The following is a 22,801-nucleotide window of genomic DNA, read 5'->3' as shown; positions in this document are numbered from 1 at the left end:
TGGGTAGAAGCGGGGATATCCTGATCGGATGACCCCGCTTCGCACCCTCGATCAGTCGAGCAAACTGAAGGATGTCCTCTACGAAATTCGAGGACAGGCACTTGTTGAGGCTGACCGGCTTGAGGCCGCCGGCCACAACATTCTCAAGCTCAACACGGGGAACCCTGCAACGTTCGGCTTCGAGGCGCCTTTCCAGATCGTGCGCGACATGATCGAAGCCGTGCCGAGCGCCCACGGGTATAGCGACAGCCGTGGGATCTTGTCGGCACGCCGAGCGGTGATGTACCGGTATGAGCAAGATGCATCATTCCCACCATTCGGGCCCGATGATGTGTACCTCGGTAACGGCGTATCCGAGCTCATCACGATGGTGATGCAGGCGCTGCTCGATGAGGGCGACGAAGTCTTGATCCCGGCGCCGGACTACCCCCTCTGGACTGCCATGACGAGCCTTGGCGGCGGCACCCCGGTGCATTACCTGTGCGACGAAGAGGATGGGTGGCAACCGGACCTTGAGGATATTCGAGCGAAGGTCACGCCACGGACCAAGGCCATCGTCATCATCAACCCCAACAATCCGACGGGAGCCGTGTACACGCGCGAGATATTGGAGGGTATTGCGCAGATTGCGCGAGAGAACTCCCTGCTCGTTCTCGCTGACGAGATTTACGACCGCATTCTTTTCGACGATGCTGTGCACATCCCGATGGCGAGTATCGCGCCTGATCTCCTGTGTTTGACGTTCAATGGGCTTTCGAAGACCTATCGTGTCGCGGGGTACCGTTCGGGATGGCTCGTTGTGACGGGTCCGAAAGGTCACGCTGCGGGATTCCTCGAGGGCATCACGCTGCTGGCGTCTACGCGGCTCTGCCCGAACGTTCCCGCGCAGCACGCCGTGCAGGCAGCGCTCTCGGGGGTGCAATCAATCGATGCGTTGATCGCACCATCGGGCCGACTTCACGAACAGCGGGATGCCGCGTGGGAGGCGCTTGAGCAGATTCCAGGCGTCTCATGTGTCAAACCGCAAGGAGCACTGTATGCATTTCCGCGTCTTGATCCGAATGTTCATGAAATTCATGACGACGCGAAGTTCGTCTATGACCTTCTGGTCGCCGAACACGTTCTGCTGGTCCAAGGCTCAGGATTCAACTGGCCCACACCTGATCATCTGCGGATCGTGACTCTGCCGGAGACGAGGGTACTGACCGACGCCGTGGAGCGCATGGGCAACTTCTTGTCGTCCTACCGTCAGTAGCGCTTAAAGGAGCGCGAGTGAGGTAGCGCGCCATCTGTGATCCATGCCTTCAAGCCGAATCGCGATGGCACGTGTGCGGGCCGGGCCACCGACGATAACGACCGACTCGACAACGCCGTCAGCTGGCGCCGTGTGACGTATCCTCAGCACCGTGTGGACAGGTCGCACCACAGGGATCCCACGAGCACTTCGCGCCCGCGTCGAAAGATTCGCCCGCACGAGCAAGGCTCGGTAAGCGTCTTCGCTCATCCATCGCGCAAGCTGCTCGCTTTCCCTCACGCCCGCGAGGACTTCGAGTACACCAAATGCAAGATTGCGGACGATCGGTTCTGGGTCCGGTAAATCCGCTGTGGCCGTGGGCTGGGGAGCGAAGAACTCGGCATTACGAATGCTTTGGTGAGCCAACGATGCCTGACGCGCTGGACTGTTCGATCTCATTTCGGCCTCACAAGTTTTTGGGATCCGCGAGTGAACCCAGTAGAGCACGCAGGCCGCATCCCGCGAATGAGAATGTCCTCATGTGTGAATAACCCTGGCGGCGGCGTAATCCGGTGTCGTAGTGTCCATGCGTGCAGTGGGATCGGTTCTTTGAAGACATGGAGCACCAATTTGTCCGCGAGCAGGAAGCAGAACGAGCAGCACTCGACAATGAGTCCGAAAGATTGCGGCTTGCATCGATCGCACTCCGCGATCGGCTGCGGACTTTTGCCTCCGCGCACGCGTTTATTCGGGTCTCGACGAGAGGCGGCGACGTTTCGGGAACGCTGACGGTCGTGGGAGCTGACTGGTTTGCGCTTGACGACGCGACATTCGGGGGAGTCCTGATACACCTCAGTGCGGTGACCTTGATCGGCATCGAGCGCGCGATTGTGGCGAGTACGACGCGCAATTCAGATTCGCCGCGTCGTGCCCTTGAAGACACCATGACGTGGGGTTTCGTCATGCGGGACCTCATGCGGCGCAGACGTCCGGTGACGGTCACTCTCAGCGACGGAAAGCAGCTCTCTGGAACGATCGATCGAGCGGGCGTCGACCATCTCGAGCTTGCTCTTCATGATCGCGGTACTTCGCGACGTGAGAGCCAAGTAACCGGGGCGCGGCTCGTGCCTTTTAACGTGACAGCATGGGTCCGCGTCGACTCGACGTGACTCGCATACTTGGCAAGTCAGTCCGGCCGGCTCACGTGACCCCGACCCCAGAGTTCGGGAAAACTCGCAGCATTTGACTGGCGCCACAGCGCAATTCTTCGCGCTTCCTCTGCCTGCTCGTCGAGGTATTCCACGACACTCTCGGACTCGATGCGCCACTGCCCGGGAGTGCCGACTCGCGACCCACGCAGGCGCGCTTCGAGCACGAGCGAAACCACATCGTCAACCGACAGCGCGAGCATTTCCGCGACCTGCGCGGGCGCGAGTAAACGCGCGCCGGGCATGGGGGATTCGGGCATGTTGTTCATTATCCGCGTCCGAGGCGACATCGGCGTCCGCACGCGCGGTGCTGTGGATAACCGCTGTCGCCTGGGGCGAAGCTCAGCCACTATTGGGCGATGACTTCGCGTACGCAGCCTCAGGTGCGTCCCCGCCGTGTATGGGGCGACGTCCGTTTTCTCCTCGGCATCGGATTGATCGCCCTCTCGATTGCTGGTGTCTGGGCGGTCGTTGCGGCTGCTCAGACAACGGTGCCGATGCTGGCGGCATCCCGCACGATCGTGCCTGGTGAGAAGATCGACACATCAGACCTTCGAATAGTCGACGTCGCTCTCGGTCAGATCGATGCGTATCTCTCGCCCGATGCGCTGCCCGCTGACGCGGTCGCGCTTCGAACGATCGAGAGCGGCGAGCTCGTGCCCTCGAACGCTTTAGGTGCGCCAGCGACAGCCAGCTCCACGACAATCACGCTGACGAGCAGCATCGCTATCCCCGGCACTGTAGACACGGGTTCCACTGTCGAGATATGGGCCACGCCGCTGAGCGAAGCGGGCGCATACGGCGCACCCCGAATTCTTATCGGTGACGCGATAGTGGCGCTGATCGACGAGGAGGACGCGGTCATCGGCCAAAGCGGTACACAGGTCGAGGTGGTGATCCCTCGGGCGGATGTCGCAGATGTACTTGATGCGATCGCGCAGGAATCGCGGATATCGATTGTGCCGACGGGAGGGGCCGCGCCGTGAGAGTGATCGTCGCAGCTGACTCTCGGCGCGCGGAGCAACTCAGCGAAGATCTTCCTCGTTACGGTGTCGACGTTGTCGCGCTGTGCGCAGCCGATGCAATCGATGCGGCAGGGCGAGGGTCAGAAGACGCCGCGTTGCCCACCGACGTTGATGCGGTTCTATTGCAAACATCTCCCGGTACATTGACCGCAGCTGGCGTCGGTTGGTGTGACAGAGCGGGGATCCGAATCGTGGCGCTGTGTGCCGATCCGGCAGATCACCGACTTGTTGCGGCCTTCGGGCTCGGTGAAGCTCTCGAGCTCGGGGCAGGCGCTGTAGAGATCGTCGCAGCTTTGAACGCACCTCTGAAGTCTCCCCAGTCGGCCCGTTCACCCCGGCTTCCACCCGGAGTGCTCGCAATATGGGGCCCGCACGGTGCACCCGGCCGCTCAGTTTTATCGATCGAGCTCGCGCGTGAACTCTCTCGGGGAGGGCGGCATGTCGCTCTCATCGACGGCGACACGCACGCGCCATCTTTGGCTCTTTCGCTGGGCCTGTCGGACGAGGCTCCAGGACTTGCCGCGGCGTGTCGGCAAGCGGAGTTCGGTGGCCTCGATATCGCCGAGCTCGAGCGAGTGAGTACGAGCGTCGGAGGAAGCGACGGGCGTCTCGATGTGCTCACTGGGGTCAACCGTGCCTCCCGCTGGCCTGAAATCAGTGCATCCCGCCTCTCTCAGGTGCTGCATGCATCCAGATTCTGGGCAGATCACACTGTGATCGATGTTTCGGCGTCTCTGGAGCGCGATGAAGAGATCGTGAGCGACCTGCACGACGGTCCGCGCCGAAACGCAGCCACACTCACAGCTCTTGCGGCCGCAGATGTCGTTGTCGCCGTATTTTCGGCCGACCCCTCCGGCGTTGCGCGCTTCTTGCGCGCGTATTCGGAGTTGCGCGCGACGGTTGGCACCACTCGCGTCGTGGCGATTGCCAATCGACTTCGGCCAGGGGCGCTCGGAATCGACGCGCGCGGACAGATTCGCCGCACGCTCGAGAGGTTCGCTGGCATCCACGAGGTGTGGTTCATTCCGGAAGACACGCGAGCCGCGGATGCCGCGATGCTCGCATCCCGCGCAATAGGAGATATCGCTCCACGATCAGCAATTACACACGCCATTCGCCGCATCGCAGGTGAGGCTCTATTGCCACAGTCGTCACCGGTGGTCGCGGCATCTTCGGCTTCCAACTCGCCAAGACGTGCGCTGAGGCGCGCGGCTGCCGCGGGACGGTGAGATGCACACCGGGCACGTAGGCTGGTCTCGTGTCGACCCTTAGCGATCTCGTCTCTGCCCAGGGCTTCTCCGATGACGCTGACATCGAGTGGCTGCACCGTCTTGCCGGAGACGGCCAGTTACTCGCCGATCTTGCGTTCGCCGACATCGTCGTATGGGTTCCGACGTCAGATGATTCATTCGTCGCGGTAGCCCACACTCGCCCCAGCGGTGCGGCCACGCTGTTCTACCGCGACATCGTGGGCGATCAGGTGCGCCCGCAATGGCGCACTCAAGTTCGCGACGCCTACCGTACCGGTCAGATCGTGGATTCGGCTTCTCCGGATTGGTTCGAAGAAACCCCGACCCGAGTCAGAGCTGTGCCGATTCTCCGCACCCGGCCTCGAAAGGGAGAGGCGGCAGCCGCTATCGGAGTGCTGACCCGTCACACGAATCTCGGCGAGACCCGGACGCCCTCACGTCAGCAGATTACTTTCAATGACTGCGCAGACGAGCTCTTCGGCATGATCGCCGCGTCGGACTTTCCCGACATGTCGGCGCCCACCGCCCCGCGTCGTGGTGCGCCGCGCGCATCAGATGGCCTTATCCGGCTCGACGTCGATGGCACGACAACCTTCGCGAGCCCGAACGCCCTGTCGGCGTTTAATCGAATGGGCTTCGACGACGAGCTCGAGGGAGAATCGCTCGTCGAAGTCATCACGGAGATACTCCCAGACAAGCGTCAGTTCGACGAGTCGCTTCCTGTGGTCGCGACCGGCCGTGCGCCATGGCGGAGCGACATTGAGGCGCGAGGCGTCACCGTCTCGCTCCGCGCTATTCCACTGCGGGATCATGGCACCCGAATCGGCGCGATCGTCTTGTGTCGAGACGTCACCGAACTTAGACACCGCGATCAGGAACTCATCACGAAAGACGCAACAATTCGTGAGATACATCATCGAGTCAAGAACAATCTGCAGACGGTTGCATCGCTACTGCGTATCCAGGCCCGACGCACGCACTCAGACGAGGCGCGAGACGCGTTGACGCAAGCGATGCGGCGAGTCTCTGCAATCGCCGTGGTTCACGACACTCTGTCAGAGGGGCTCGCCCAAAATGTCGACTTCGACGATGTCTTCGCACGCGTCATGAAACTCGTCGCAGAAGTGGCGGCCTCCCCGACAACCCGTGCGCGCACGCGCACCACCGGGGAGTTCGGCATCCTGCCCAGCGAGTATGCGACTCCGTTGTCACTGGCGCTCACCGAGCTCGTCACGAATGCCGTCGAACACGGGCTCGCAGGCCGGGAGGGCGACGTAGAGATCAGTGCTGATCGAAACGAGACACGCCTCGAAGTTCGCGTACGCGACACCGGTTCGGGTCTGCCGGAAGGCCAGGTCGGCCGGGGGCTCGGCACCCAGATCGTGCGAACGCTGATTCAGGGTGAACTTGGCGGAACCATCGACTGGCACACGATTATGGGTAGCGGCACCGAGGTGACGATCGATATTCCCCTTCGGTACATCGCCGGGGACAAATCGTAGGACACAAATCTTCGGACACCTCGCAAGAAAGCCCCGCGGCTCTAAATGAGCGGCGGGGCTTTCTCGTGCATAGGTCAGCTTGCGCGACGGGCACGGGCGGCCCGACGTTTGAGCGCACGACGCTCATCCTCGGAAAGGCCACCCCACACACCGGAGTCTTGTCCAGACTCCAGCGCGTACTGCAGGCAAATTTCAGTGACGGTGCAGCTAGAGCACACGGCCTTGGCTTTCTCGATCTGATCGACAGCGGGCCCGGTGTTTCCTACTGGAAAAAACAATTCGGGGTCGACAGTGAGACAAGCGGCTTTGTCACGCCAATCCATAGTGGTGCTCCTTGGGGCAGACGACGATTTAACGGGCGATTTCAGGGTCGGAACAGCGTCCGATATCCTTTTGTGGTGCGCGAGCCTCTTGCTCGCCCCACGCCGCTGTGGGAGCACACGACGTTTCCCATCGTCCCACAGCCACGAAGGTGAATCAAGGGTTAACTCTTGTTTCGTTTGGGTTTCGCGCGAAGAATGTCGCAGCAGCATCCAAAACACAGAGAGGCGAGAACGTGCACAAGGACGGCATTACTCGAACCGCCGCAACGCTTCTCGCTCTCGAAGCTTTCGGGCTCGTGATGCTCACAGCGTGGCAAGTCATTGCCATGCTCAGCGGTGACACTGAAGCCATCACGACGGCTATCGCGTTGGCTGTACTCACGGTGATCGGCGCATTCGCTCTTGCCGCGTTCGCTGTTGCCGTTCCGCGCGGAGCATCCTGGGGACGTTCCGGGGGTATCGTTGCTCAGCTTCTGATACTCGCGGTAGCCCTCGGAGCTGCAACGGGGGAGTTTGCGCACCCGTTGGTCGCAGTCGGAATCGCGCTGCCGGCGCTCGTAACCTTCATCGCGCTGGTCCTCGTTGCGTGGCGCGCCGGACGTGGCCGCGACGCGGCATCCCTCTGACTCGCGGTTATGCAGCGATACCGAGCATCGTGCGCAAGCGCGCAACGTGACCGGTAGCTTTCACGTTCCTGAGCGCGTGCTCAATGAGGCCGTTCTCGTCGATGACATAGGTCGACCGAATAACTCCGACGACGGTCTTTCCGTAGTTCTTCTTTTCGCCCCATGCGCCGTAAGCCTCATGAATCGAGTGGTCGGGATCACTCAGTAGATCGAAGGTAATACCGTCGCGCTCTCGGAAACCGCGGAGCTTCTCCGCTGAGTCGCGAGAAACTCCGAGCACCGTGTAACCCGCCGCCTGCAGGGGGGCGAGGCTGTCACGGAAGTCGCACGCTTGCGTTGTACACCCTGGTGTCATCGCCGCGGGGTAGAAATAGAGAATCACGCGCTTACCGCGGAGGTCTGCGAGCGAGACGATGGTTTCGTCTTGATTGACCAGCGAGAAATCGGGTGCCGGAGTGCCCTCTTGAAGATTCGTCACAGTGCAAGCCTAATCTGCGTCGGGTGGCTGCTCCTCGATCGCCGGACGCGGATCTCTGGGCGCTACGCAGTCGCGAAGGTCGTGAGTAGGCGCTGAAGCGAATCTAACCGTGCTGCGCCAGTCGGGCCGAGGCGCCCGTCTGCGACCGCCTCTTGGAGTGCGCAGTCGGGCGCATCCGGCAGATGAGTGCATCCACGCGGGCAGTCTTGAGCGATGACAGCGAGTTCGGTAAACGCATCGATGATGTGTGTCGGGTCTACGTGACCAAGTCCGAACGAGCGAACGCCCGGAGTATCGATTACCCAGCCGTTGCCCTCAGCGCCTCGGTATCGTAGCGACACCGTCGACGAGGATGTGTGCCGTCCACGACCGGTGACATCGTTGACGTGGCCCGTGGCACGCTGTGCTGACGGAACGAGCGCATTCACCAGCGTCGATTTTCCTACGCCCGAGTGTCCGACGAATACGGTCGAATGCCCCGTGATCGCGGCCCCGATTCGCTCGAGAGGCATCTCACCTTTTGCGCTTGTAAAGACGTCGAGATCAACGCCCTCGAAGTGCGACAAGAATGCCGTCGGATCGGCGAGATCTGTTTTTGTCACCACGAGTAGTGGGCGGATGCCCGCATCCAGTGCCGCCACGAGGTATCTGTCCACGAGTCGAGCGCGCGGCTCGGGGTCAGCGGCCGCAACGACCACGAGCATCTGGTCGGCGTTGGCGACGACTACTCGCTCGACCTGGTCCGTATCGTCGGCGCTACGCCGAAGCAGTGTTTTTCGATCTTCGATACCGATAATGCGGGAGAGTGTGCCCTGCTCGCCCGTTGTGTCTCCGACGACTCGAGCGATGTCACCGGTAACGATCGGCCGCTTGCGCAGCTCGCGCGCGCGGACAGCGAGCACTTCGTGCTCTTCTGGGGTGTCTTCTGCGACTAATACCGTGTATCTACCCCGTCCAACGCCAAGGACGCGAGCGCTCTGCGCATCGGCATGAGCGGGGCGACGCTTCGTGCGGGGACGGTTTGCTTTGGGGTTTGGCCGCATACGGATGGATGACTCGTCGAAAGCCGCGTCGTCATCGTCGTCGTCGTTGAGCCAACTCACGCGGTACCTGTCTCCATGCTTCCGAGAAGCTGCTGCCACAATTCCGGAAACTCCGGCATCGTCTTCGCGGTGGTGCCGATGTCGTCGACGTGAACGCCCGGAACGGCCAAACCGATGAGCGCGCCAGTCGTTGCCATGCGGTGATCGTGGTGCGCGTGCCAAAGCCCGCCGTGCATCGGACGTGGGAAGACTCTGATGCCGTCAGCCAGCTCTTCGGCCTCGCCGCCGAGGCCGCGAATCTCAGCGACGAGCGCTGCAAGTCGGTCGGTCTCGTGCCCTCGCAGATGGCCGATGCCAGTAAATGTCGATGGGGCGTCGGCGAGCGTCGCGAGCCCAACGAGAGTAGGGGCGAGTTCCCCTGCCGCCGACAGGTCGAGCTCGACCCCGTTGATATGTCCGGTGCCGATGATTGTGAGTGCGCCAGCGCGACGTGATGCGCGGCCGCCCATCTTCGTGAGGAGATCACTCAACAAAATTCCCGGCTGGGTCGAGTGAGCAGGCCAATCGGTGACCGTGACGCTTCCCGCGGTGACAAGTGCGGCAGCCAAAAACGGTGCGGCATTCGAAAGATCAGGCTCGATTGACACGTCTTTCGCGCGCGGCGGCATCGGAGGAACGATCCACTCGGTGGAAGTGGGGCGTTCGACATGCACGCCCCGGTGGGCCAGCGTCTCGACCGTCATATCGATATGAGGCATGCTCGGTAGGCGGCTGCCACTGTGAATCAAATGGAGACCGACGTCGAAGCGGGGGGCCGCGAGCAGCAGCCCAGATACGAACTGACTTGACGCACTGGCATCCATGGTCACTTCGCCACCGCGCACCTGTCCGTGACCGCGAACAGTGAACGGTAGCGCCCACGAGCCTCCATCGTCGATGTCGAGGCCCACGCTACGGAGCGCTTTGATCATTTCGCCCATCGGACGGTGGAGCGCACTTGCGTGCGCCGTGAGTGTCACGTCTCCCTCTGCAAAGCCTGCGACAGCTGCGACGAAACGCATCACGGTTCCTGCTTGGCCGCAATCGACGACGCCTCCGCCGCGGAGCGGCCAGCGTGGTGTGATCGCGAGATCGGGGCCGAAGGAGCCGCGACCGGTGTGCTCGGTGACGTCGACGCCCAAAGCGCGAAGCGCATCCACCATGCGCGCGGAATCATCCGAGTGAAGCGGGGCCCGCACGAGGCTCGGGCCATCGGCAATCGCTGCGAGTATCAGTTCCCGGTTGGTGAGTGACTTCGAGCCGGGCACGCTCACTGTCGCCTCCAGCGGGCCGGGTGCGGTCGGTGCGCGCCAGGCATCCGGTGCGGGGAACTTGGATTCGGGGGAATACCCGTGAATGCTCATCGCGTTCTACCCTACTGAACCACCGAACGGAGGATAGCTATGATCACAACGCTAGAGCGGCCAACGCTCTCGCGTCAGCTTGCCGACGTAGACTGGCCGGTGATGGATGACGAGGGTGAAACTGCGACAGATCCGCGAATGCAGTTCGAGGATCAAGCGTTGCCGTATATGGATCAGCTGTACGCGGCCGCAATGCGTATGACGCGGAATCCGGCAGATGCCGCTGATCTCGTGCAAGAGACGTTCGTGAAAGCGTTCTCGTCGTGGAAGACGTTCACCCAGGGGACGAATTTGAAGGCCTGGCTGTATCGCATTCTGACGAACACGTACATCAATACGTACCGGAAGAAGCAGCGGGAGCCATACCAAGGCACGATCGATGACCTCGAAGATTGGCAGTTGGGCGGCGCTGAGTCGACGACAGCGACGAGTTCGCGTTCCGCCGAAGCTGAAGCAATCGATCGGATGCCATCCTCAGCTGTGAAGGATGCCCTGCAATCGATTCCAGAAGATTTTCGCCTTGCGGTGTACTTCGCTGACGTAGAAGGATTCGCGTATCAAGAGATCGCGGAGATTATGAAAACACCTATCGGCACGGTCATGAGCCGCCTGCATCGTGGCAGGCGGATGCTGCGTGACCTTCTTGCCGAATACGCGACTGATCGGGGAATCGTCCCCGCGTCTTCTGGGAGTGAACGATGACCGATTGCGGTTGTGAAAAAGCGAGGAAAGACCTCGAAGAGTATTTACGCAACGAGATGTGCGCGACTGAGCACGCGGACATTCGCGAGCATCTAGAACACTGTCCGGCATGCCGCGACGAAGCACTCGTCGCAACGACGCTGACCGATGTGCTCGCGCGAGCGTGCAAAGAGTCGGCTCCGGAGACTCTGCGTGATCAGGTAATGGCAACTCTTCGCGCCGCGCAAGCCAGCCATCACTAGCTGAACGACGAGACGCCCCTAGCGTCAGCATGATCATGCTGCGGCTAGGGGCGTCTTCTCGTCTTAGAGCGACAAGGCCTGTTCCATAAGAGTGGCGTGTTGGATCGCGTGTACCTTCGGTGACCCGGTTGCCGGTGAGGCCGACGCCTCACGCGTGATTCCGCGGATCGTGCGACCCCTGAGATTCTTTGCTACCTCAAGGGCGATGAAGGGCCATGCGCCCTGATTCTCAGGCTCGTCCTGTACCCACACCAGTTCTGCGTTCGGGTACTCATCGACGATCGCGTTGAGTTCGGCGATCGGCGCCGGATAGTACTGCTCGAGACGAACGAGGGCGATCTCATCGTTCGGGTGCTTGTCGAGCTCGCCGCGAAGATCCCAGTGAATCTTTCCCGAGTGCAAAAGCACGCGCTTCACCGCCGCCTTGTCGAGACCACGTGTGTCGTCGAGTACTGGCTGGAACTTCCCCGAGGTGAAGTCCTCGACGGGGCTCGTCGCGCCTCGAAGCCGAAGCATCGCCTTGGGAGTGAAGACGATGAGCGGTCGCCGCGGACGCGCGTAAGCCTGCCGTCTCAGCAGGTGGAAGTACGACGCGGGCGTTGATGGGCGAGCGACTGTCATGTTGTCTTGTGCACACATCTGCAGGTAGCGCTCGATGCGTGCCGAAGAGTGATCGGGGCCTTGGCCCTCATAACCATGGGGGAGGAGCAGTACGACGCTCGACTGCTGATCCCATTTTTGGTCGGCCGATGAGATGAACTCATCGATGATCGACTGAGCTCCGTTGGCAAAATCGCCAAACTGCCCTTCCCAGAGAACGAGTGCGTCCGGCCGTTCGACGGAGTATCCGTACTCGAAGCCCATCGTGGCGTACTCGCTCAGAAGCGAGTCGTACACCCAGAATCGTCCCTGGTTCTCACCAAGATTTGCCAGCGGGATCCACTCTTGACCATTCGCGCGATCGTGCAACACCGAGTGGCGCTGCACGAATGTGCCGCGGCGTGAATCCTGGCCCGCGAGCCGAACGTGAGTGCCCTCGACGAGTAGAGAACCGAAAGCCAGCAGCTCGCCAAACGCCCAGTCGACGTTGCCTTTTCGGCTCATGTCGAGACGCTTGTCGAGAAGCTGCTGCAGCTTGGGATGCACAGTGAAGTTCTCGGGTTTGTTGACGAACGTGTCGCCGATGAGCTGAACGACCTCGGCTGACACTCCCGTGGTCTCGGGCTCGCCTGCGAGGTCACTCTCCGGCTCCGGTTCAGGAACTACCGTCGACGTACCGGTTTGCGCTTCATGAGTCTCGGCGAAAGCGATCTCGAGTCGCTGCTGGAAGTCACGCTTCGCTTGTTCATACTCTTCTTCGGTGATGTCACCGCGGCCGACCAGCGACTCCGTGTAGAGACGTCGGACCGAACGCTTGGCCTCAATGAGATTTGTCATGAGGGGCTGCGTCATCGAGGGGTCATCGCCCTCGTTGTGCCCGCGACGTCGGTAGCAGACGAGATCGATAACGACGTCGCGGTGGAACTCCTGGCGGTACATGAAGGCAAGTTCGGCAACACGAACGACCGCTTCGGGGTCATCACCGTTCACGTGGAGAATCGGCGCCTGGATAGTCTTTGCGACGTCTGTCGCATAGACCGACGTGCGCCCATCTTGCGGAAGAGTCGTGAAACCAACCTGGTTGTTTACGACGACGTGAATCGTGCCACCCGTGCGGTATCCGCGCAGCTGGGACATCTGGAGCGTTTCCACGACGACACCCTGTCCGGCGAATGCCGCATCTCCGTGCACGAGGATCGGCAGCCATGAGAAGCTTCCGATCGGACCGCGGTCCTGACGTGCTCGAACGATTCCTTCGAGTACACCGTCGACCGTCTCGAGGTGAGAGGGGTTTGCCGCGAGATAAACGGGCATTTCGTCTCCGGAGTCCGAGACGAAGGTTCCTTCGGTGCCGAGGTGATATTTGACGTCTCCGGAGCCGTGCTTGTTGCCCGGCTGACTGGTTCCTTCGAACTCGCGGAAAACCTGGCCGTACGTCTTGCCGGCGATGTTCGTGAGCGCGTTCAAACGACCGCGGTGAGCCATTCCGATCGCTGCACCCTGCAAGCCTTCGGTTGCAGCTCCCTGCAGAATTTCGTCGAGCAGCGGGATCAAAGACTCGCTGCCTTCGAGAGAGAAGCGCTTTTGGCCGACATATTTCGTCTGCAGGAACGTCTCGAATGCCTCAGCCTCATTAAGCTTCGACAGCACACGCAGCTGGTCATCGTGGCCGGGCTTCTGGTACTTGACTTCGACATTGTCTTGGAACCACTTGCGTTGCACAGGGTCCTGAATGTGCATGTACTCGATGCCCATCGTGCGGCAGTACGAGTCGCGGAGCACGCCGAGGATGTCACGCAGTTTCATCAGGCGCTTGCCCCCGAAACCTCCCGTGACGAAGTATCGGTCGAGGTCCCAGAACGTGAGGCCGTGGTTTTCGATCTCGAGGTCGGGGTGCGTGCGCTGCGCGTACTCCAGCGGATCGATGTCGGCCATCAAGTGGCCGCGTACGCGGTATGAGTTGATGATTTCTTGTACGCGAGAGGTCTTGTCAACGCGTTCTGCAATGTCGACGTTGATGTCGCTCGCCCACTGGATGGGGGAGTACGGAATACGCAACGACGCGAAGATGTCGTCGTAGAAACCGCGCTGGCCGATGAGGAGTTCGTGAACTTTTTTCAGGAACTCTCCGGACCCTGCGCCCTGAATCACGCGGTGGTCGTACGTGCTCGTGAGTGTGATCGTCTTGCCGATGCCGAGCTCGGTCAGAGTTTTTTCACTCGAGCCCTGGAACTCTGCCGGGTACTCGAGAGCACCCGCACCGATAATGCAGCCCTGACCCTTCATTAGGCGGGGCACCGAGTGCACGGTGCCGATGCCGCCCGGGTTCGTCAGTGAGAGTGTCGTGCCTTGAAAGTCGGCACCCGTGAGCTTGTTGTTGCGCGCACGCTTGATGAGATCTTCGTATGCGGAGAGGTACTCATCGAAAGTGAGAGTGTCGGCACGCTTGATGCTCGGTACCATCAACGCGCGGGTGCCGTCTGGCTTCGGGATATCGACGGCGATACCCAGACCGACGTGCGCAGGAGAAACAACCGACGGCTTTCCGTCAACTTCGGAGTAGAAGACGTTTTGGCTCGGAAACTCTTTCAACACTTGAATGAGAGCCCACCCGATGAGGTGAGTGAAGCTGACCTTGCCGCCACGGGTGCGTGACATGTGGTTATTGATGACAATTCGATTGTCGATCATGAGTTTGGCGGGCACTGTGCGAACGCTTGTCGCGGTGGGCACAGTGAGCGACTCATCCATATTCGCCGCGAGTGCCTTGGTCATGCCCTTGAGGACTGTGACCGAATCTTCGCGCTCAGGCGGCGTCTCGCTCGTCTTAGCCTGCACATTGGGCGCTTGCGCGGGAATCGGCTGCGGCGCCGCCGGCTTTGCCGTTGTTCGGGCTACGGGAGGTGCACCGATCACCGGGATTGGTGCGGTGACCGGCTTGGGCTCTCCTGAGTTGGCGGAGGCGCTGCCGGGGTCTACCGGGTGATAGGACTCGAGAACAGGCCACCAGGCCTTGTCTACCGAGTTCTTATCGACCTTGTACTGCTCGTAAAGTTCGTCCACAAGCCATTCGTTGGCCCCGAACTCCCCTTCGCTCGACACCCCGACGCCCGTCACTTGGCTCGACACGTTCGATCGCCCGCTTTCATAGATGAAGAGACGTGCTCGGCCACCGTCGGTCGCCACGCACTTCATCAAGCGTAACGCAGTCTGAAGGCGCGATCCTGGGCATACGGCAACTCTCGTCAGTGTGTGTTCTGCCCGTTCTCTTGCACAGGGCGAATGGCTACCCTTGGGCCTCATGGACTTCTCCGGTGAACGCCCCCAGGTCGACCTCACATACTCCGATGTGTTTCTCGTTCCGCGGCGATCCGCGGTGACGAGTCGACTCGACGTCGATCTCTCGCCCCACGACGGAACGACGGCCACTATTCCGCTGGTTTCCGCGAATATGAACTCGGTGACTGGCCCACGCCTCGCCGCGACACTCGGGCGGCGTGGCGGACTCGGAGTGCTGCCACAAGACCTACCGCTGCAGGAACTCGATGCCGCAATTCGGTCAGTGAAATCGCAGCCGGTGAGGTGGGACACTCCGCTCGTGCTCGGCCCGTCTGTCACAGTCGCTGAAGCATCTCGCGTGCTTCCCGCCAGCGAGGGTTACGCAATCGTTGTCGCTGACCCCACGATCCCGCAACTTTCGATCGACGACGTGCTCGGGGTCGTGAGTGCACCGCGGTTGGGCACGGCACTTCCTGACGCGCGGCTCGGCGATCTCACGCGCGGCCGTCCACCGGCAGTGGACGCTGATGATGTGCTCGATGCACGTGCGGCATTCGACCTCATCGTTGCCGCGGAAGCCGACACTGTCTGTGTCTTGCATCGCGGGCACGTCGTCGGCACTCTTTCGCAGCGCAGTGCGCTCCGGTCAACGCTGTACCGACCCGCGGTCGACGGAAATAATCGCCTCATCGTCGGCGCGGCTATCGGCATCAATGGCGAAGCCGCGCAGAAAGCTCAAGCGCTCGCCGCTGCCGGGGTGGATGTTCTCGTCGTCGATACCGCTCACGGGCATCAAGAAGGGATGCTCTCGGCACTTCGCTCTGTTGCGGATCTGAATCTCGGCATCCCGCTTGTCGCCGGAAACATCGTGACGGCCGATGGCGTGAATGATCTTGTCGATGCCGGCGCGAACATTCTCAAAGTGGGAGTTGGCCCGGGGGCAATGTGTACAACTCGAATGATGACGGCGGTCGGACGGCCGCAGTTTTCTGCGGTTCTCGAAACTGCGGAGGCTGCCCGGGCTCGGGGTGCGCACGTGTGGGCCGACGGTGGAGTGCGGTACCCGCGCGACGTTGCCCTCGCCCTCGCCGCGGGAGCGGCATCCGTCATGATCGGCTCGTGGTTTGCCGGCACTGTCGAATCGCCTGGACACGTGCTGCTCGATGCCGACGGGCGGGCATACAAAGAGTCGTGGGGGATGGCATCGACAAAGGCGGTTCAAGCCCGGTTCGGAAGGTTGGACGCATACGAGCGAGCGCGAAAGGAGCTTTTTGCGGAGGGGATATCCTCGTCGAAGATCTATCTCGACCCGCTGCGCCCAGGGCTCGAAGACCTTCTCGACATGATCACGTCGGGCGTGCGCTCGTCGTTCAGCTACGCGGGCGCCGGGAGCGTCGCCGAATTCCACGAGCGCGCTCACGTGGGGCTGCAGTCGGCCGCCGGTTACGAAGAAGGCAAAGCGCTTCCCGTCAGCTGGTGAACGCAAAACCGGATTTCGCCATGGAAGAACGAATGCCGGCGCCCGGCGTTTGCAAAGAAAGAGTGACATAGAATTACGGTCACAATGGACGACCCTCCTTCTTGCAGACCCTCGCCCCACCGACCAGCCTCCCACTCGGGAGGTGATGCGTGATGGAATACGTCATGCTCGGCGTGGGGCTCCTCCTGACAGTCGGCACTGGATTGTTCGTCGCGAGCGAGTTTGCGCTCGTGAATCTCGACCGGGCCGACCTCGAAGCTCGCCAGTCGGCCGGTGAATCTCGTCTCGCGATGACGATCGGTGCGTTGCGCATAACGTCGACGCACCTCTCGAGCGCGCAACTCGGTATTACCCTGACGACGCTCCTCACCGGTTACACGATGGAGCCGGCAATTTCGAGCCTCCTTCGCCCGGTCTTCGAGTCATGGGGTCTACCGAATGCGGTGACCACTCCGGTATCCGCTGTAATCGGTATCGCCATCGCAACGACCTTCTCGATGATTCTCGGCGAGCTCGTGCCGAAGAACTTCGCTCTCGCCGTGCCACTGGCCACAGCAAAGCTCGTGATGCCCTTTCAAGTGGCATTCACTACCGTTTTTCGTCCCGCAGTACGGCTCCTGAACGGAAGCGCCAACGGTCTGTTACGCGCATTTGGGGTAGAGCCGAAAGAAGAGCTTTCGGGAGCGCGAACAGCCGAAGAACTTTCGAGCTTGGTCCGGCGCTCCGCGAGCGCCGGCGTGCTCGAAAAAGATACGGCATCTCTACTCGACCGCAGTTTGAACTTCGCACGACTGAGTGCGGATGACGTCATGACGCCGCGTCCGCGCGTGCATGCCGTGGCCGCAGGCGATACGGCCGACGATGTGATCGCTCTCGCTCGGCGCACGGGCCACAGTCGTTTCCCTGTCTACGACGAGTCGATGGACGACATCGTCGGTATCGTGCACCTGAAAGCCGCGATCAGCGTCCCGCGTGATCGACGCCGTGATGTGCCGGCCGCTGCCCTCGCCACTGAGCCGCTTCGCGTGCCAGAGACAGTGCACCTCGATGCCCTTGTTTCGGAGCTGCGTGCCCGTGGTTACCAGATGGCGATCGTCGTCGATGAGTATGGCGGCACCGCAGGTGTCGTGACACTCGAGGACCTCGTAGAGGAAATCGTCGGCGAAGTGCTCGACGAGCATGATCGTCGGCGCGCAGACGTTGTTCATAGCTCTGACTCCGTCACGTTCCCGGCGAGTCTTCGACCCGATGAGCTGCGTGACCGCAGCGGAATCAAGGTTCCGGCGGGCGATGTCTATGACACTGTCGGCGGGTTCATCATGAGCGAGCTGGAACGCATACCGATCGTTGGGGATGAGATCGAGATCGACGACGGAATACTCACTGTGGCACGAATGGACGGTCGCCGTGTTGATCGCGTGAAGTTCGTGCCTCGTGCCGTGCCGACGGACCTCGACGGCGACGACGACAGCGAAGGGGGCGAGCGCCATGAGTGATTGGGCTGGACTAGCTTGGCTCGTCGTACTACTCGCGGCGAATGCTTTCTTTGTCGGTGCTGAGTTCGCCGTGATCTCTGCACGACGCTCACAGATCGAACCGCGGGCTGAACAGGGATCTCGATCAGCGAAGACGGCGCTGTGGGCGATGGAGCACGCGACGTTGATGCTGGCCACCTGCCAACTCGGCATCACGATCTGTTCGCTTCTGATTCTTAACGTCTCGGAGCCGGCGATCCACCATTTGTTGGCCGACCCGCTGGCGCTGACCGGTCTGAGCGAAGGTGCCGTCGACACTCTTGCGTTCATTGTGGCCCTCGTCATCGTTTCGTATCTTCACGTCGTGTTCGGCGAGATGGTGCCGAAGAACCTCGCGTTCTCGCTGCCCGATCGCGCTGTGCTCATGCTCGCGCCGCCGTTGGTATGGCTTTCGAAGGTCTTCCACCCGATCATCGTGACGTTGAACTGGGTTGCGAACCACATCGTGCGGTTGTTCCGAGTGGAACCGAAAGATGAGGCAGCCTCGACATTCACTCTCGAAGAGGTCGCCACGATCGTCAACCAATCGCGCATTGAGGGTGTGCTCGATGACAGCGCCGGAACGGTCGCAGCTGTTGTCGAGTTCACCGACAAAAAAGCGAAAGATGTCGCGGTCCCACTAGCCGACCTGGTGACGTTGCCTGCCTCGACTACGGCCGACGAAATCGAGCGAGCGGTCGCTCAACACGGGTTCTCCCGCTACGTGATCGTTGACGATGAGGGCGTACCGACCGGCTACGTGCACTTGAAGGATGTCTTGCGTGTCACGGGCGGGAAAAACCCCGACGCGAGCGTCGTGAAGCCGATTCCGCCTAAGCGCATCCACCACATGGTGCCCGTGCTCGAGACAACCGACCTCGAAGACACGCTTGCTCTCATGCGTCGCGCCGGGCGTCACCTCGCGCAGGTACGCACGCGCACCGGCGAGACGACAGCTGTGTTGTTCCTCGAGGACGTCATCGAAGAACTCATCGGCGAGGTGCAGGACGCCACTCGTCGTCGACGGTGAGCGTTCGCCGCGGAGTATGGTGGCGCCCATGAGTACGGTGCGCACGTGGACTGCTTCGGATGCAGCGGGATGGATCCGCCGCCCCGTGCCCAGCGACGATAAGTACTCGCGCGGTGTCGTGGGAATTCGCACCGGGTCTGCCGAGTATCCGGGAGCTGCGGTTCTGGGAGTTGAGGCGGCGTGGCGAGCAGGAACGGGAATGGTCCGCTACATCGGTGCTCAGCGAGCCATCGACCTCGTGTTGGCGCGTCGCCCCGAAACCGTGACCGCAGCCGGTCGAGTGCAGGCATGGGTCATCGGCTCAGGGACGGATGCTGCATCCCGAAGTGACCAGGAGACCGATGCGTTGCGGGGCACGCTTTCGGGCGCCGTTCCCGTCGTCGTCGATGCGGGTGCCTTAGATCTTTCGGTGGGAGCGACCGCACCCCGAATCGTGACGCCGCACGGGCGGGAGCACGACCGGCTTCGGCAGCTACTCGGACTCGCCCCGACTGCGGTCGGGGACTCGGTAGCTGAGCGAACCGATGCCGCGGTTCAGACAGCACGGGCGCTCGGCGCCACGGTGCTGTTGAAAGGATCGACGACTCTGATTACCTCGCCGAGCGGCGCCGTCATCGAGGTCGAAGCGGGTGTCCCGTGGCTTGCGACAGCGGGAACCGGCGACGTACTGGCCGGAATCATGGGCGCGCTCGTGGCCTCCCACTCCGAGCAGATAGATAATGCGGCGGCTGCTGCGGCAGTGGCCGCAACAGCCGCGTGGGTGCACGGACGCGCCGGGGCCGTGGCATCCGCTCGACTCGGTCTTCAGGGTGGCCCGATCACGGCACTGGATGTGGCGGATGCTACGCCCACCGTCATTGCGGAGTTGCTGACCCGATAAGAACCACGTCGCTCGCCACGTAGGATGAGCACGTGTCGAGGCGGGCGATCTTGTGGGTAGCGTTCGCGCTCGTCCATCTGACTGTGGCTTTGCTGGGCTTCATCCTGCCGAACCAGGCAATGGGGGACGTGTACCTCGTGTACGAGCCGTGGTCCGGCTGCGCGCTGTTCGGCACATCGAACTACTGCGGCGCCGGTGGGCACGAAATTGTTGGCCTCACATCGATCTGGGTGTACCCGCAGCTTGCGCTGGTGCCAATGCTCGCAGCCTGGGCCTTTGCCTGGATCGACGGCTACATCGTCGCGTGGGCGATCGTGGTCACTCTGGTCGACGCGGCGGCTTTCGCCATTCTGCTCGGACGCGGCAGGTCAGCGGGTCGCCGCTCGGCGGCATGGTTCTGGCTCGCCTTCATCCTGCTGCTCGGTCCTGTCGGGATGTATCGCCTCGAGGGCATCACCGTGCCGTTGGCGATCGTCGGTTCGCTGTGGCTCGTGCGCCGACCTTGGCTCGGATCGGTGTTGCTTTCGATTGCTACCTGGATGAAAGTCTGGCCAGCCGCTGTCATCGCAGCGGCGCTGATCGTCGTTCGCCGCAGACTCGCTGTTGTGGGCGGCGCGCTGGTCGTGTCGGCCGCGATTCTCGGCGTCGTGTTCGCGTTCGGGGGAGGCAAATACGCTTTCGGGTTCATTGGAGATCAGGCCGGGCGAGGGCTCCAAATCGAAGCGCCGGTCAGTGCGTACTACCTCTGGCGAGCGATCTCTGGCTCTCGCGATGCATGGATCTACTACGACACGGACATGCTCACCTATCAAGCTACGGGTCCCAACGTCGACGCTGTCATAGCGCTCATGACTCCGCTGATGGCACTAGCCGTTGTGGGAGTAGCGCTACTGGGCGCATGGAAAGTACGACGTGGCGCCGGGTTCGCGACGGTTTTTCCGGCCCTGTCGCTCGCGTTGGTGCTGGCCGTTATCGTGTTCAACAAAGTCGGTTCTCCCCAGTACATCGCCTGGATTGCGGCGCCGGTCGTCGTCGGGCTAGTGATCCGTCGTGCGCGCTGGCGTGGGCCGGCCATCGGCCTGCTGGCAATCGCCGCTATTACGCAGTTGGTGTACCCCATTTTGTATAACCTCGTGCTGGCGCTCGATCCGGTGGCTGTCGGGTTACTGACCCTCCGTAACGTACTGCTGATCGCCTTGTTTGCCTGGTCCGTTGTGGCCTTGGCGAAGGCATCCACGGCGCCGGAACTTCGGTTGCGGCGAGTCGCGGCATCCGGATTGATTTCTGCTGATTGATTTTCAAGGAGAGTGTCATGCTTATTGCTTTTTCTGTAGCCCCGAGCGGGAGCGGAGACGCCACCGGTTCGGTTCACGACGCTGTGGCCGCTGCGGTGAAAGTGGTGCGTGACTCGGGTTTGCCACACCGCACGACGTCGATGTTCACCGAGATCGAGGGCGAATGGGATGACGTTTTCGCGGTGGTCAAGGCCGCGACGGATGCCGTCATGCCATATGGTTCGCGGGTCTCATTGGTGTTGAAAGCCGATATTCGACCCGGCTATTCGGGTGAGCTCGACGCCAAAATCGACCGGCTCGAAGACGCGATCGAACGCGCAGGAGAGGGCGAACGAACTGAATAACTGCGGGGTCTCGAATCGATTCGCTGAACCAGCATCGGCGCCACTAATATGACCGAGTGACCTCCTCGACTTTTTCGAAGAGGACGGCGATGTGGGCGCTCCTCTCTCTCGCCATCGGCAGCTTCGGCATCGGAATGACCGAGTTCGTCGTGCTCGGCTTGTTGCCGAATATCGCGGCCGAGCTTCGCCCCGAACAGTGGGCCGCGAGCCAAGAAGAAACCATTGGCCAAGCTGGGTGGCTTGTTTCGCTCTACGCGCTCGGAGTGGTCGTCGGCGCTCCGACCATCGCCGGCTCCGTTGCTCGCTTTCCGCGTCGCGCCGTGATGATCGGGCTTGCGCTCTCTCTCACAGTGTTCAACGCTCTGACATTTCTTGCGCCCACCTTCGAGCTGGTCGCGGTTTCCAGGTTTTTGGCAGGCATTCCGCACGGCGCATATTTCGGCATCGGCGCGCTCGTCGCCGCTGACATGCTCGGACCTGGAAAGCGCGCGAAGGGCGTCGCTTTCGTGTTGACCGGGCTGACAGTTGCAAACGTCGTGGGTGTTCCGTTCGGCACGTACCTGGGCCAGCAGTACGGATGGCGCGCATCCTTCATCGTGGTGACGGCGATCTTCGCACTCGCAACGATTGCGATCGCCGTCTTCGTGCCGTACCACCCTGGCCAACCAGGACGCACCCTTCGAGCCGAACTCAGCGTGTTCCGCGTGGGTCAGGTCTGGTTTTCACTCGGCATCGGAGCGGTTGGTTTCGGTGGTTTCTTCGCCGTATACAGCTACATTGCGCCGATGGTGACGGACGTTGCGGGGATGACAGAGGGCTTCGTGCCGATTGTGCTCATCATCGTGGGTCTCGGGATGACCGTGGGAAACATCGTGGGCGGCTACCTCGCTGACCGAGATCTCAAAGCGTGGCTTATCCGGGGCCTGATCGCCATGGCAATTGTGCAGAGCCTGCTCGCTCTTACCGCGGGATGGTTCGTTGCGCTCTGTCTGTTTGCTTTCGCTGTCGGATTCACCGGCGCGGCGCTCAGCCCGACGATCCAGACCCGCCTCATGGATGTGGCCGGCGATAACCAGTCGATTGCGGCGGCACTCAATCACTCCGCGCTCAACATGGGCAACAGTCTCGGAGCATTCCTTGGCGGGATCGTCATCGCGCTTGGATGGGGATACGTCGCCCCCGCGTGGGTGGGAGCTGCACTCGCTCTTGGCGGACTCGTTGTGACGGTCGTCGCATTCCGAGTCGAGGCATCCCGTCGCGCCCGCTTCGGCATCCCCAACGCCGCATAGCCTGCGCGCGCACCGTTGGTTTTCTGCTCGCGAGGGGTCGCAACACGCCGCATA

Annotated in this window: 22 protein-coding genes; 15 read left to right on the top strand and 7 right to left on the bottom strand. The window is 61.6% G+C overall.

Annotated elements, in window-relative coordinates; genetic code table 11:
- Positions 1 to 28: 28 nt before the first annotated feature.
- Entirely contained in the window at positions 29 to 1,255 is a 1,227-nt protein-coding gene (locus G6N83_RS02790) for a pyridoxal phosphate-dependent aminotransferase (RefSeq protein ID WP_165139071.1), read from the top strand.
- Positions 1,256 to 1,258: 3 nt separating this feature from the next.
- On the opposite strand, the gene G6N83_RS02785 is transcribed toward G6N83_RS02790, so the two are convergent.
- Positions 1,259 to 1,693 carry an Rv3235 family protein gene (locus G6N83_RS02785; protein ID WP_165139069.1) on the bottom strand — a complete coding sequence of 145 codons (435 nt, stop codon included), beginning with the start codon at positions 1,691 to 1,693 and terminating at the stop codon, positions 1,259 to 1,261.
- Between the two features lie 131 nt (positions 1,694 to 1,824).
- Between G6N83_RS02785 and G6N83_RS02780 the strand changes: the two genes are divergently transcribed.
- Entirely contained in the window at positions 1,825 to 2,403 is a 579-nt protein-coding gene (locus tag G6N83_RS02780) for a hypothetical protein (RefSeq protein WP_165139067.1), read from the top strand.
- Between the two features lie 17 nt (positions 2,404 to 2,420).
- On the opposite strand, the gene G6N83_RS02775 is transcribed toward G6N83_RS02780, so the two are convergent.
- Positions 2,421 to 2,702: a helix-turn-helix domain-containing protein gene (locus tag G6N83_RS02775; protein WP_165139065.1), complete on the bottom strand. Its 282-nt coding sequence runs from the start codon at positions 2,700 to 2,702 to the stop codon at positions 2,421 to 2,423.
- A gap of 99 nt (positions 2,703 to 2,801) precedes the next feature.
- On the opposite strand from G6N83_RS02775, the gene G6N83_RS02770 reads away from it, so the two are divergent.
- The 3 genes from G6N83_RS02770 to G6N83_RS02760 are packed head-to-tail and all read left to right on the top strand — an operon-like array spanning position 2,802 to position 6,219.
- Entirely contained in the window at positions 2,802 to 3,428 is a 627-nt protein-coding gene (locus G6N83_RS02770; protein WP_165139063.1) for an SAF domain-containing protein, read from the top strand.
- Positions 3,425 to 4,696, top strand: a complete 1,272-nt coding sequence (locus G6N83_RS02765) for a CpaE/TadZ family protein (RefSeq protein ID WP_165139061.1) — start codon at positions 3,425 to 3,427, stop codon at positions 4,694 to 4,696. Before G6N83_RS02770 ends, G6N83_RS02765 begins: the two co-directional genes overlap by 4 nt.
- Before the next feature lie 29 nt (positions 4,697 to 4,725).
- On the top strand, positions 4,726 to 6,219 hold the full coding sequence (locus G6N83_RS02760) for a sensor histidine kinase (RefSeq protein ID WP_165139059.1): 1,494 nt from the start codon (positions 4,726 to 4,728) through the stop codon (positions 6,217 to 6,219).
- Between the two features lie 74 nt (positions 6,220 to 6,293).
- On the opposite strand, the gene G6N83_RS02755 is transcribed toward G6N83_RS02760, so the two are convergent.
- On the bottom strand, positions 6,294 to 6,542 hold the full coding sequence (locus tag G6N83_RS02755) for a WhiB family transcriptional regulator (RefSeq protein WP_165139057.1): 249 nt from the start codon (positions 6,540 to 6,542) through the stop codon (positions 6,294 to 6,296).
- Positions 6,543 to 6,775: 233 nt separating this feature from the next.
- Between G6N83_RS02755 and G6N83_RS02750 the strand changes: the two genes are divergently transcribed.
- A complete protein-coding gene (locus G6N83_RS02750) occupies positions 6,776 to 7,168 on the top strand; it encodes a histidine kinase (RefSeq protein WP_165139055.1) in 393 nt (130 codons plus the stop codon).
- Positions 7,169 to 7,175: 7 nt separating this feature from the next.
- Here G6N83_RS02750 and bcp read toward each other — a convergent pair whose 3' ends face one another.
- The 3 genes from bcp to aroA form a co-directional block, all read right to left on the bottom strand.
- A complete protein-coding gene (gene bcp, locus G6N83_RS02745; protein WP_165139053.1) occupies positions 7,176 to 7,646 on the bottom strand; it encodes a thioredoxin-dependent thiol peroxidase in 471 nt (156 codons plus the stop codon).
- 62 nt (positions 7,647 to 7,708) lie between these two features.
- Positions 7,709 to 8,749: a ribosome small subunit-dependent GTPase A gene (gene rsgA / locus G6N83_RS02740; protein ID WP_165139051.1), complete on the bottom strand. Its 1,041-nt coding sequence runs from the start codon at positions 8,747 to 8,749 to the stop codon at positions 7,709 to 7,711.
- Positions 8,746 to 10,092 (bottom strand): 3-phosphoshikimate 1-carboxyvinyltransferase, encoded by a 1,347-nt coding sequence (aroA, locus tag G6N83_RS02735; RefSeq protein ID WP_165139049.1) that lies wholly within the window; start codon positions 10,090 to 10,092, stop codon positions 8,746 to 8,748. The genes rsgA and aroA overlap by 4 nt, the downstream gene beginning before the upstream one ends.
- A 39-nt stretch (positions 10,093 to 10,131) precedes the next feature.
- Between aroA and G6N83_RS02730 the strand changes: the two genes are divergently transcribed.
- Positions 10,132 to 10,794, top strand: coding sequence for a sigma-70 family RNA polymerase sigma factor (locus G6N83_RS02730; protein WP_165139047.1), 663 nt, complete (start codon positions 10,132 to 10,134; stop codon positions 10,792 to 10,794).
- Complete coding sequence (locus G6N83_RS02725) at positions 10,791 to 11,036, top strand: zf-HC2 domain-containing protein (protein ID WP_165139045.1); 246 nt, start codon at positions 10,791 to 10,793, stop codon at positions 11,034 to 11,036. Before G6N83_RS02730 ends, G6N83_RS02725 begins: the two co-directional genes overlap by 4 nt.
- A 63-nt stretch (positions 11,037 to 11,099) precedes the next feature.
- Here G6N83_RS02725 and G6N83_RS02720 read toward each other — a convergent pair whose 3' ends face one another.
- Positions 11,100 to 14,765: a multifunctional oxoglutarate decarboxylase/oxoglutarate dehydrogenase thiamine pyrophosphate-binding subunit/dihydrolipoyllysine-residue succinyltransferase subunit gene (locus G6N83_RS02720; protein ID WP_183408449.1), complete on the bottom strand. Its 3,666-nt coding sequence runs from the start codon at positions 14,763 to 14,765 to the stop codon at positions 11,100 to 11,102.
- A 172-nt stretch (positions 14,766 to 14,937) separates the two neighbouring features.
- On the opposite strand from G6N83_RS02720, the gene guaB1 reads away from it, so the two are divergent.
- The 7 genes from guaB1 (at position 14,938) to G6N83_RS02685 (ending at position 22,747) form a co-directional block, all read left to right on the top strand.
- Positions 14,938 to 16,395: a GMP reductase gene (gene guaB1 / locus G6N83_RS02715; protein WP_165139043.1), complete on the top strand. Its 1,458-nt coding sequence runs from the start codon at positions 14,938 to 14,940 to the stop codon at positions 16,393 to 16,395.
- A gap of 152 nt (positions 16,396 to 16,547) precedes the next feature.
- Positions 16,548 to 17,891, top strand: a complete 1,344-nt coding sequence (locus tag G6N83_RS02710) for a hemolysin family protein (protein ID WP_165143059.1) — start codon at positions 16,548 to 16,550, stop codon at positions 17,889 to 17,891.
- Complete coding sequence (locus tag G6N83_RS02705; RefSeq protein ID WP_165139041.1) at positions 17,884 to 18,939, top strand: hemolysin family protein; 1,056 nt, start codon at positions 17,884 to 17,886, stop codon at positions 18,937 to 18,939. Before G6N83_RS02710 ends, G6N83_RS02705 begins: the two co-directional genes overlap by 8 nt.
- Before the next feature lie 28 nt (positions 18,940 to 18,967).
- A complete protein-coding gene (locus G6N83_RS02700) occupies positions 18,968 to 19,819 on the top strand; it encodes an ADP-dependent NAD(P)H-hydrate dehydratase (protein WP_165139039.1) in 852 nt (283 codons plus the stop codon).
- 32 nt (positions 19,820 to 19,851) lie between these two features.
- Complete coding sequence (locus G6N83_RS02695) at positions 19,852 to 21,114, top strand: hypothetical protein (RefSeq protein ID WP_165139037.1); 1,263 nt, start codon at positions 19,852 to 19,854, stop codon at positions 21,112 to 21,114.
- A gap of 17 nt (positions 21,115 to 21,131) precedes the next feature.
- Positions 21,132 to 21,458 carry a thiamine-binding protein gene (locus G6N83_RS02690; protein ID WP_165139035.1) on the top strand — a complete coding sequence of 109 codons (327 nt, stop codon included), beginning with the start codon at positions 21,132 to 21,134 and terminating at the stop codon, positions 21,456 to 21,458.
- A gap of 89 nt (positions 21,459 to 21,547) precedes the next feature.
- Complete coding sequence (locus G6N83_RS02685; RefSeq protein WP_183408448.1) at positions 21,548 to 22,747, top strand: MFS transporter; 1,200 nt, start codon at positions 21,548 to 21,550, stop codon at positions 22,745 to 22,747.
- Positions 22,748 to 22,801 lie beyond the last annotated feature (54 nt).

Origin of the sequence: Microbacterium endophyticum, assembly GCF_011047135.1 — a bacterium.
Classification (GTDB): Bacteria; Actinomycetota; Actinomycetes; order Actinomycetales; family Microbacteriaceae; genus Microbacterium; species Microbacterium endophyticum.
The sequence above is the reverse complement of the archived record's forward strand: the minus strand, read 5'-3'. Positions and strand labels throughout refer to the sequence as shown.

Coding starts and splice junctions, on each gene's coding strand:
- G6N83_RS02690 (WP_165139035.1), top strand. CDS start 21,132: ATGCTTATTGCTTTTTCTGTAGCCCCGAGCGGGAGCGGAGACGCCACC.
- G6N83_RS02700 (WP_165139039.1), top strand. CDS start 18,968: ATGAGTACGGTGCGCACGTGGACTGCTTCGGATGCAGCGGGATGGATC.
- G6N83_RS02685 (WP_183408448.1), top strand. CDS start 21,548: ATGTGGGCGCTCCTCTCTCTCGCCATCGGCAGCTTCGGCATCGGAATG.
- G6N83_RS02725 (WP_165139045.1), top strand. CDS start 10,791: ATGACCGATTGCGGTTGTGAAAAAGCGAGGAAAGACCTCGAAGAGTAT.
- G6N83_RS02705 (WP_165139041.1), top strand. CDS start 17,884: ATGAGTGATTGGGCTGGACTAGCTTGGCTCGTCGTACTACTCGCGGCG.
- G6N83_RS02710 (WP_165143059.1), top strand. CDS start 16,548: ATGGAATACGTCATGCTCGGCGTGGGGCTCCTCCTGACAGTCGGCACT.
- G6N83_RS02755 (WP_165139057.1), bottom strand. CDS start 6,542: ATGGATTGGCGTGACAAAGCCGCTTGTCTCACTGTCGACCCCGAATTG.
- G6N83_RS02790 (WP_165139071.1), top strand. CDS start 29: ATGACCCCGCTTCGCACCCTCGATCAGTCGAGCAAACTGAAGGATGTC.
- aroA (WP_165139049.1), bottom strand. CDS start 10,092: ATGAGCATTCACGGGTATTCCCCCGAATCCAAGTTCCCCGCACCGGAT.
- guaB1 (WP_165139043.1), top strand. CDS start 14,938: ATGGACTTCTCCGGTGAACGCCCCCAGGTCGACCTCACATACTCCGAT.
- G6N83_RS02730 (WP_165139047.1), top strand. CDS start 10,132: ATGATCACAACGCTAGAGCGGCCAACGCTCTCGCGTCAGCTTGCCGAC.
- G6N83_RS02785 (WP_165139069.1), bottom strand. CDS start 1,693: ATGAGATCGAACAGTCCAGCGCGTCAGGCATCGTTGGCTCACCAAAGC.
- G6N83_RS02770 (WP_165139063.1), top strand. CDS start 2,802: ATGACTTCGCGTACGCAGCCTCAGGTGCGTCCCCGCCGTGTATGGGGC.
- G6N83_RS02775 (WP_165139065.1), bottom strand. CDS start 2,702: ATGCCCGAATCCCCCATGCCCGGCGCGCGTTTACTCGCGCCCGCGCAG.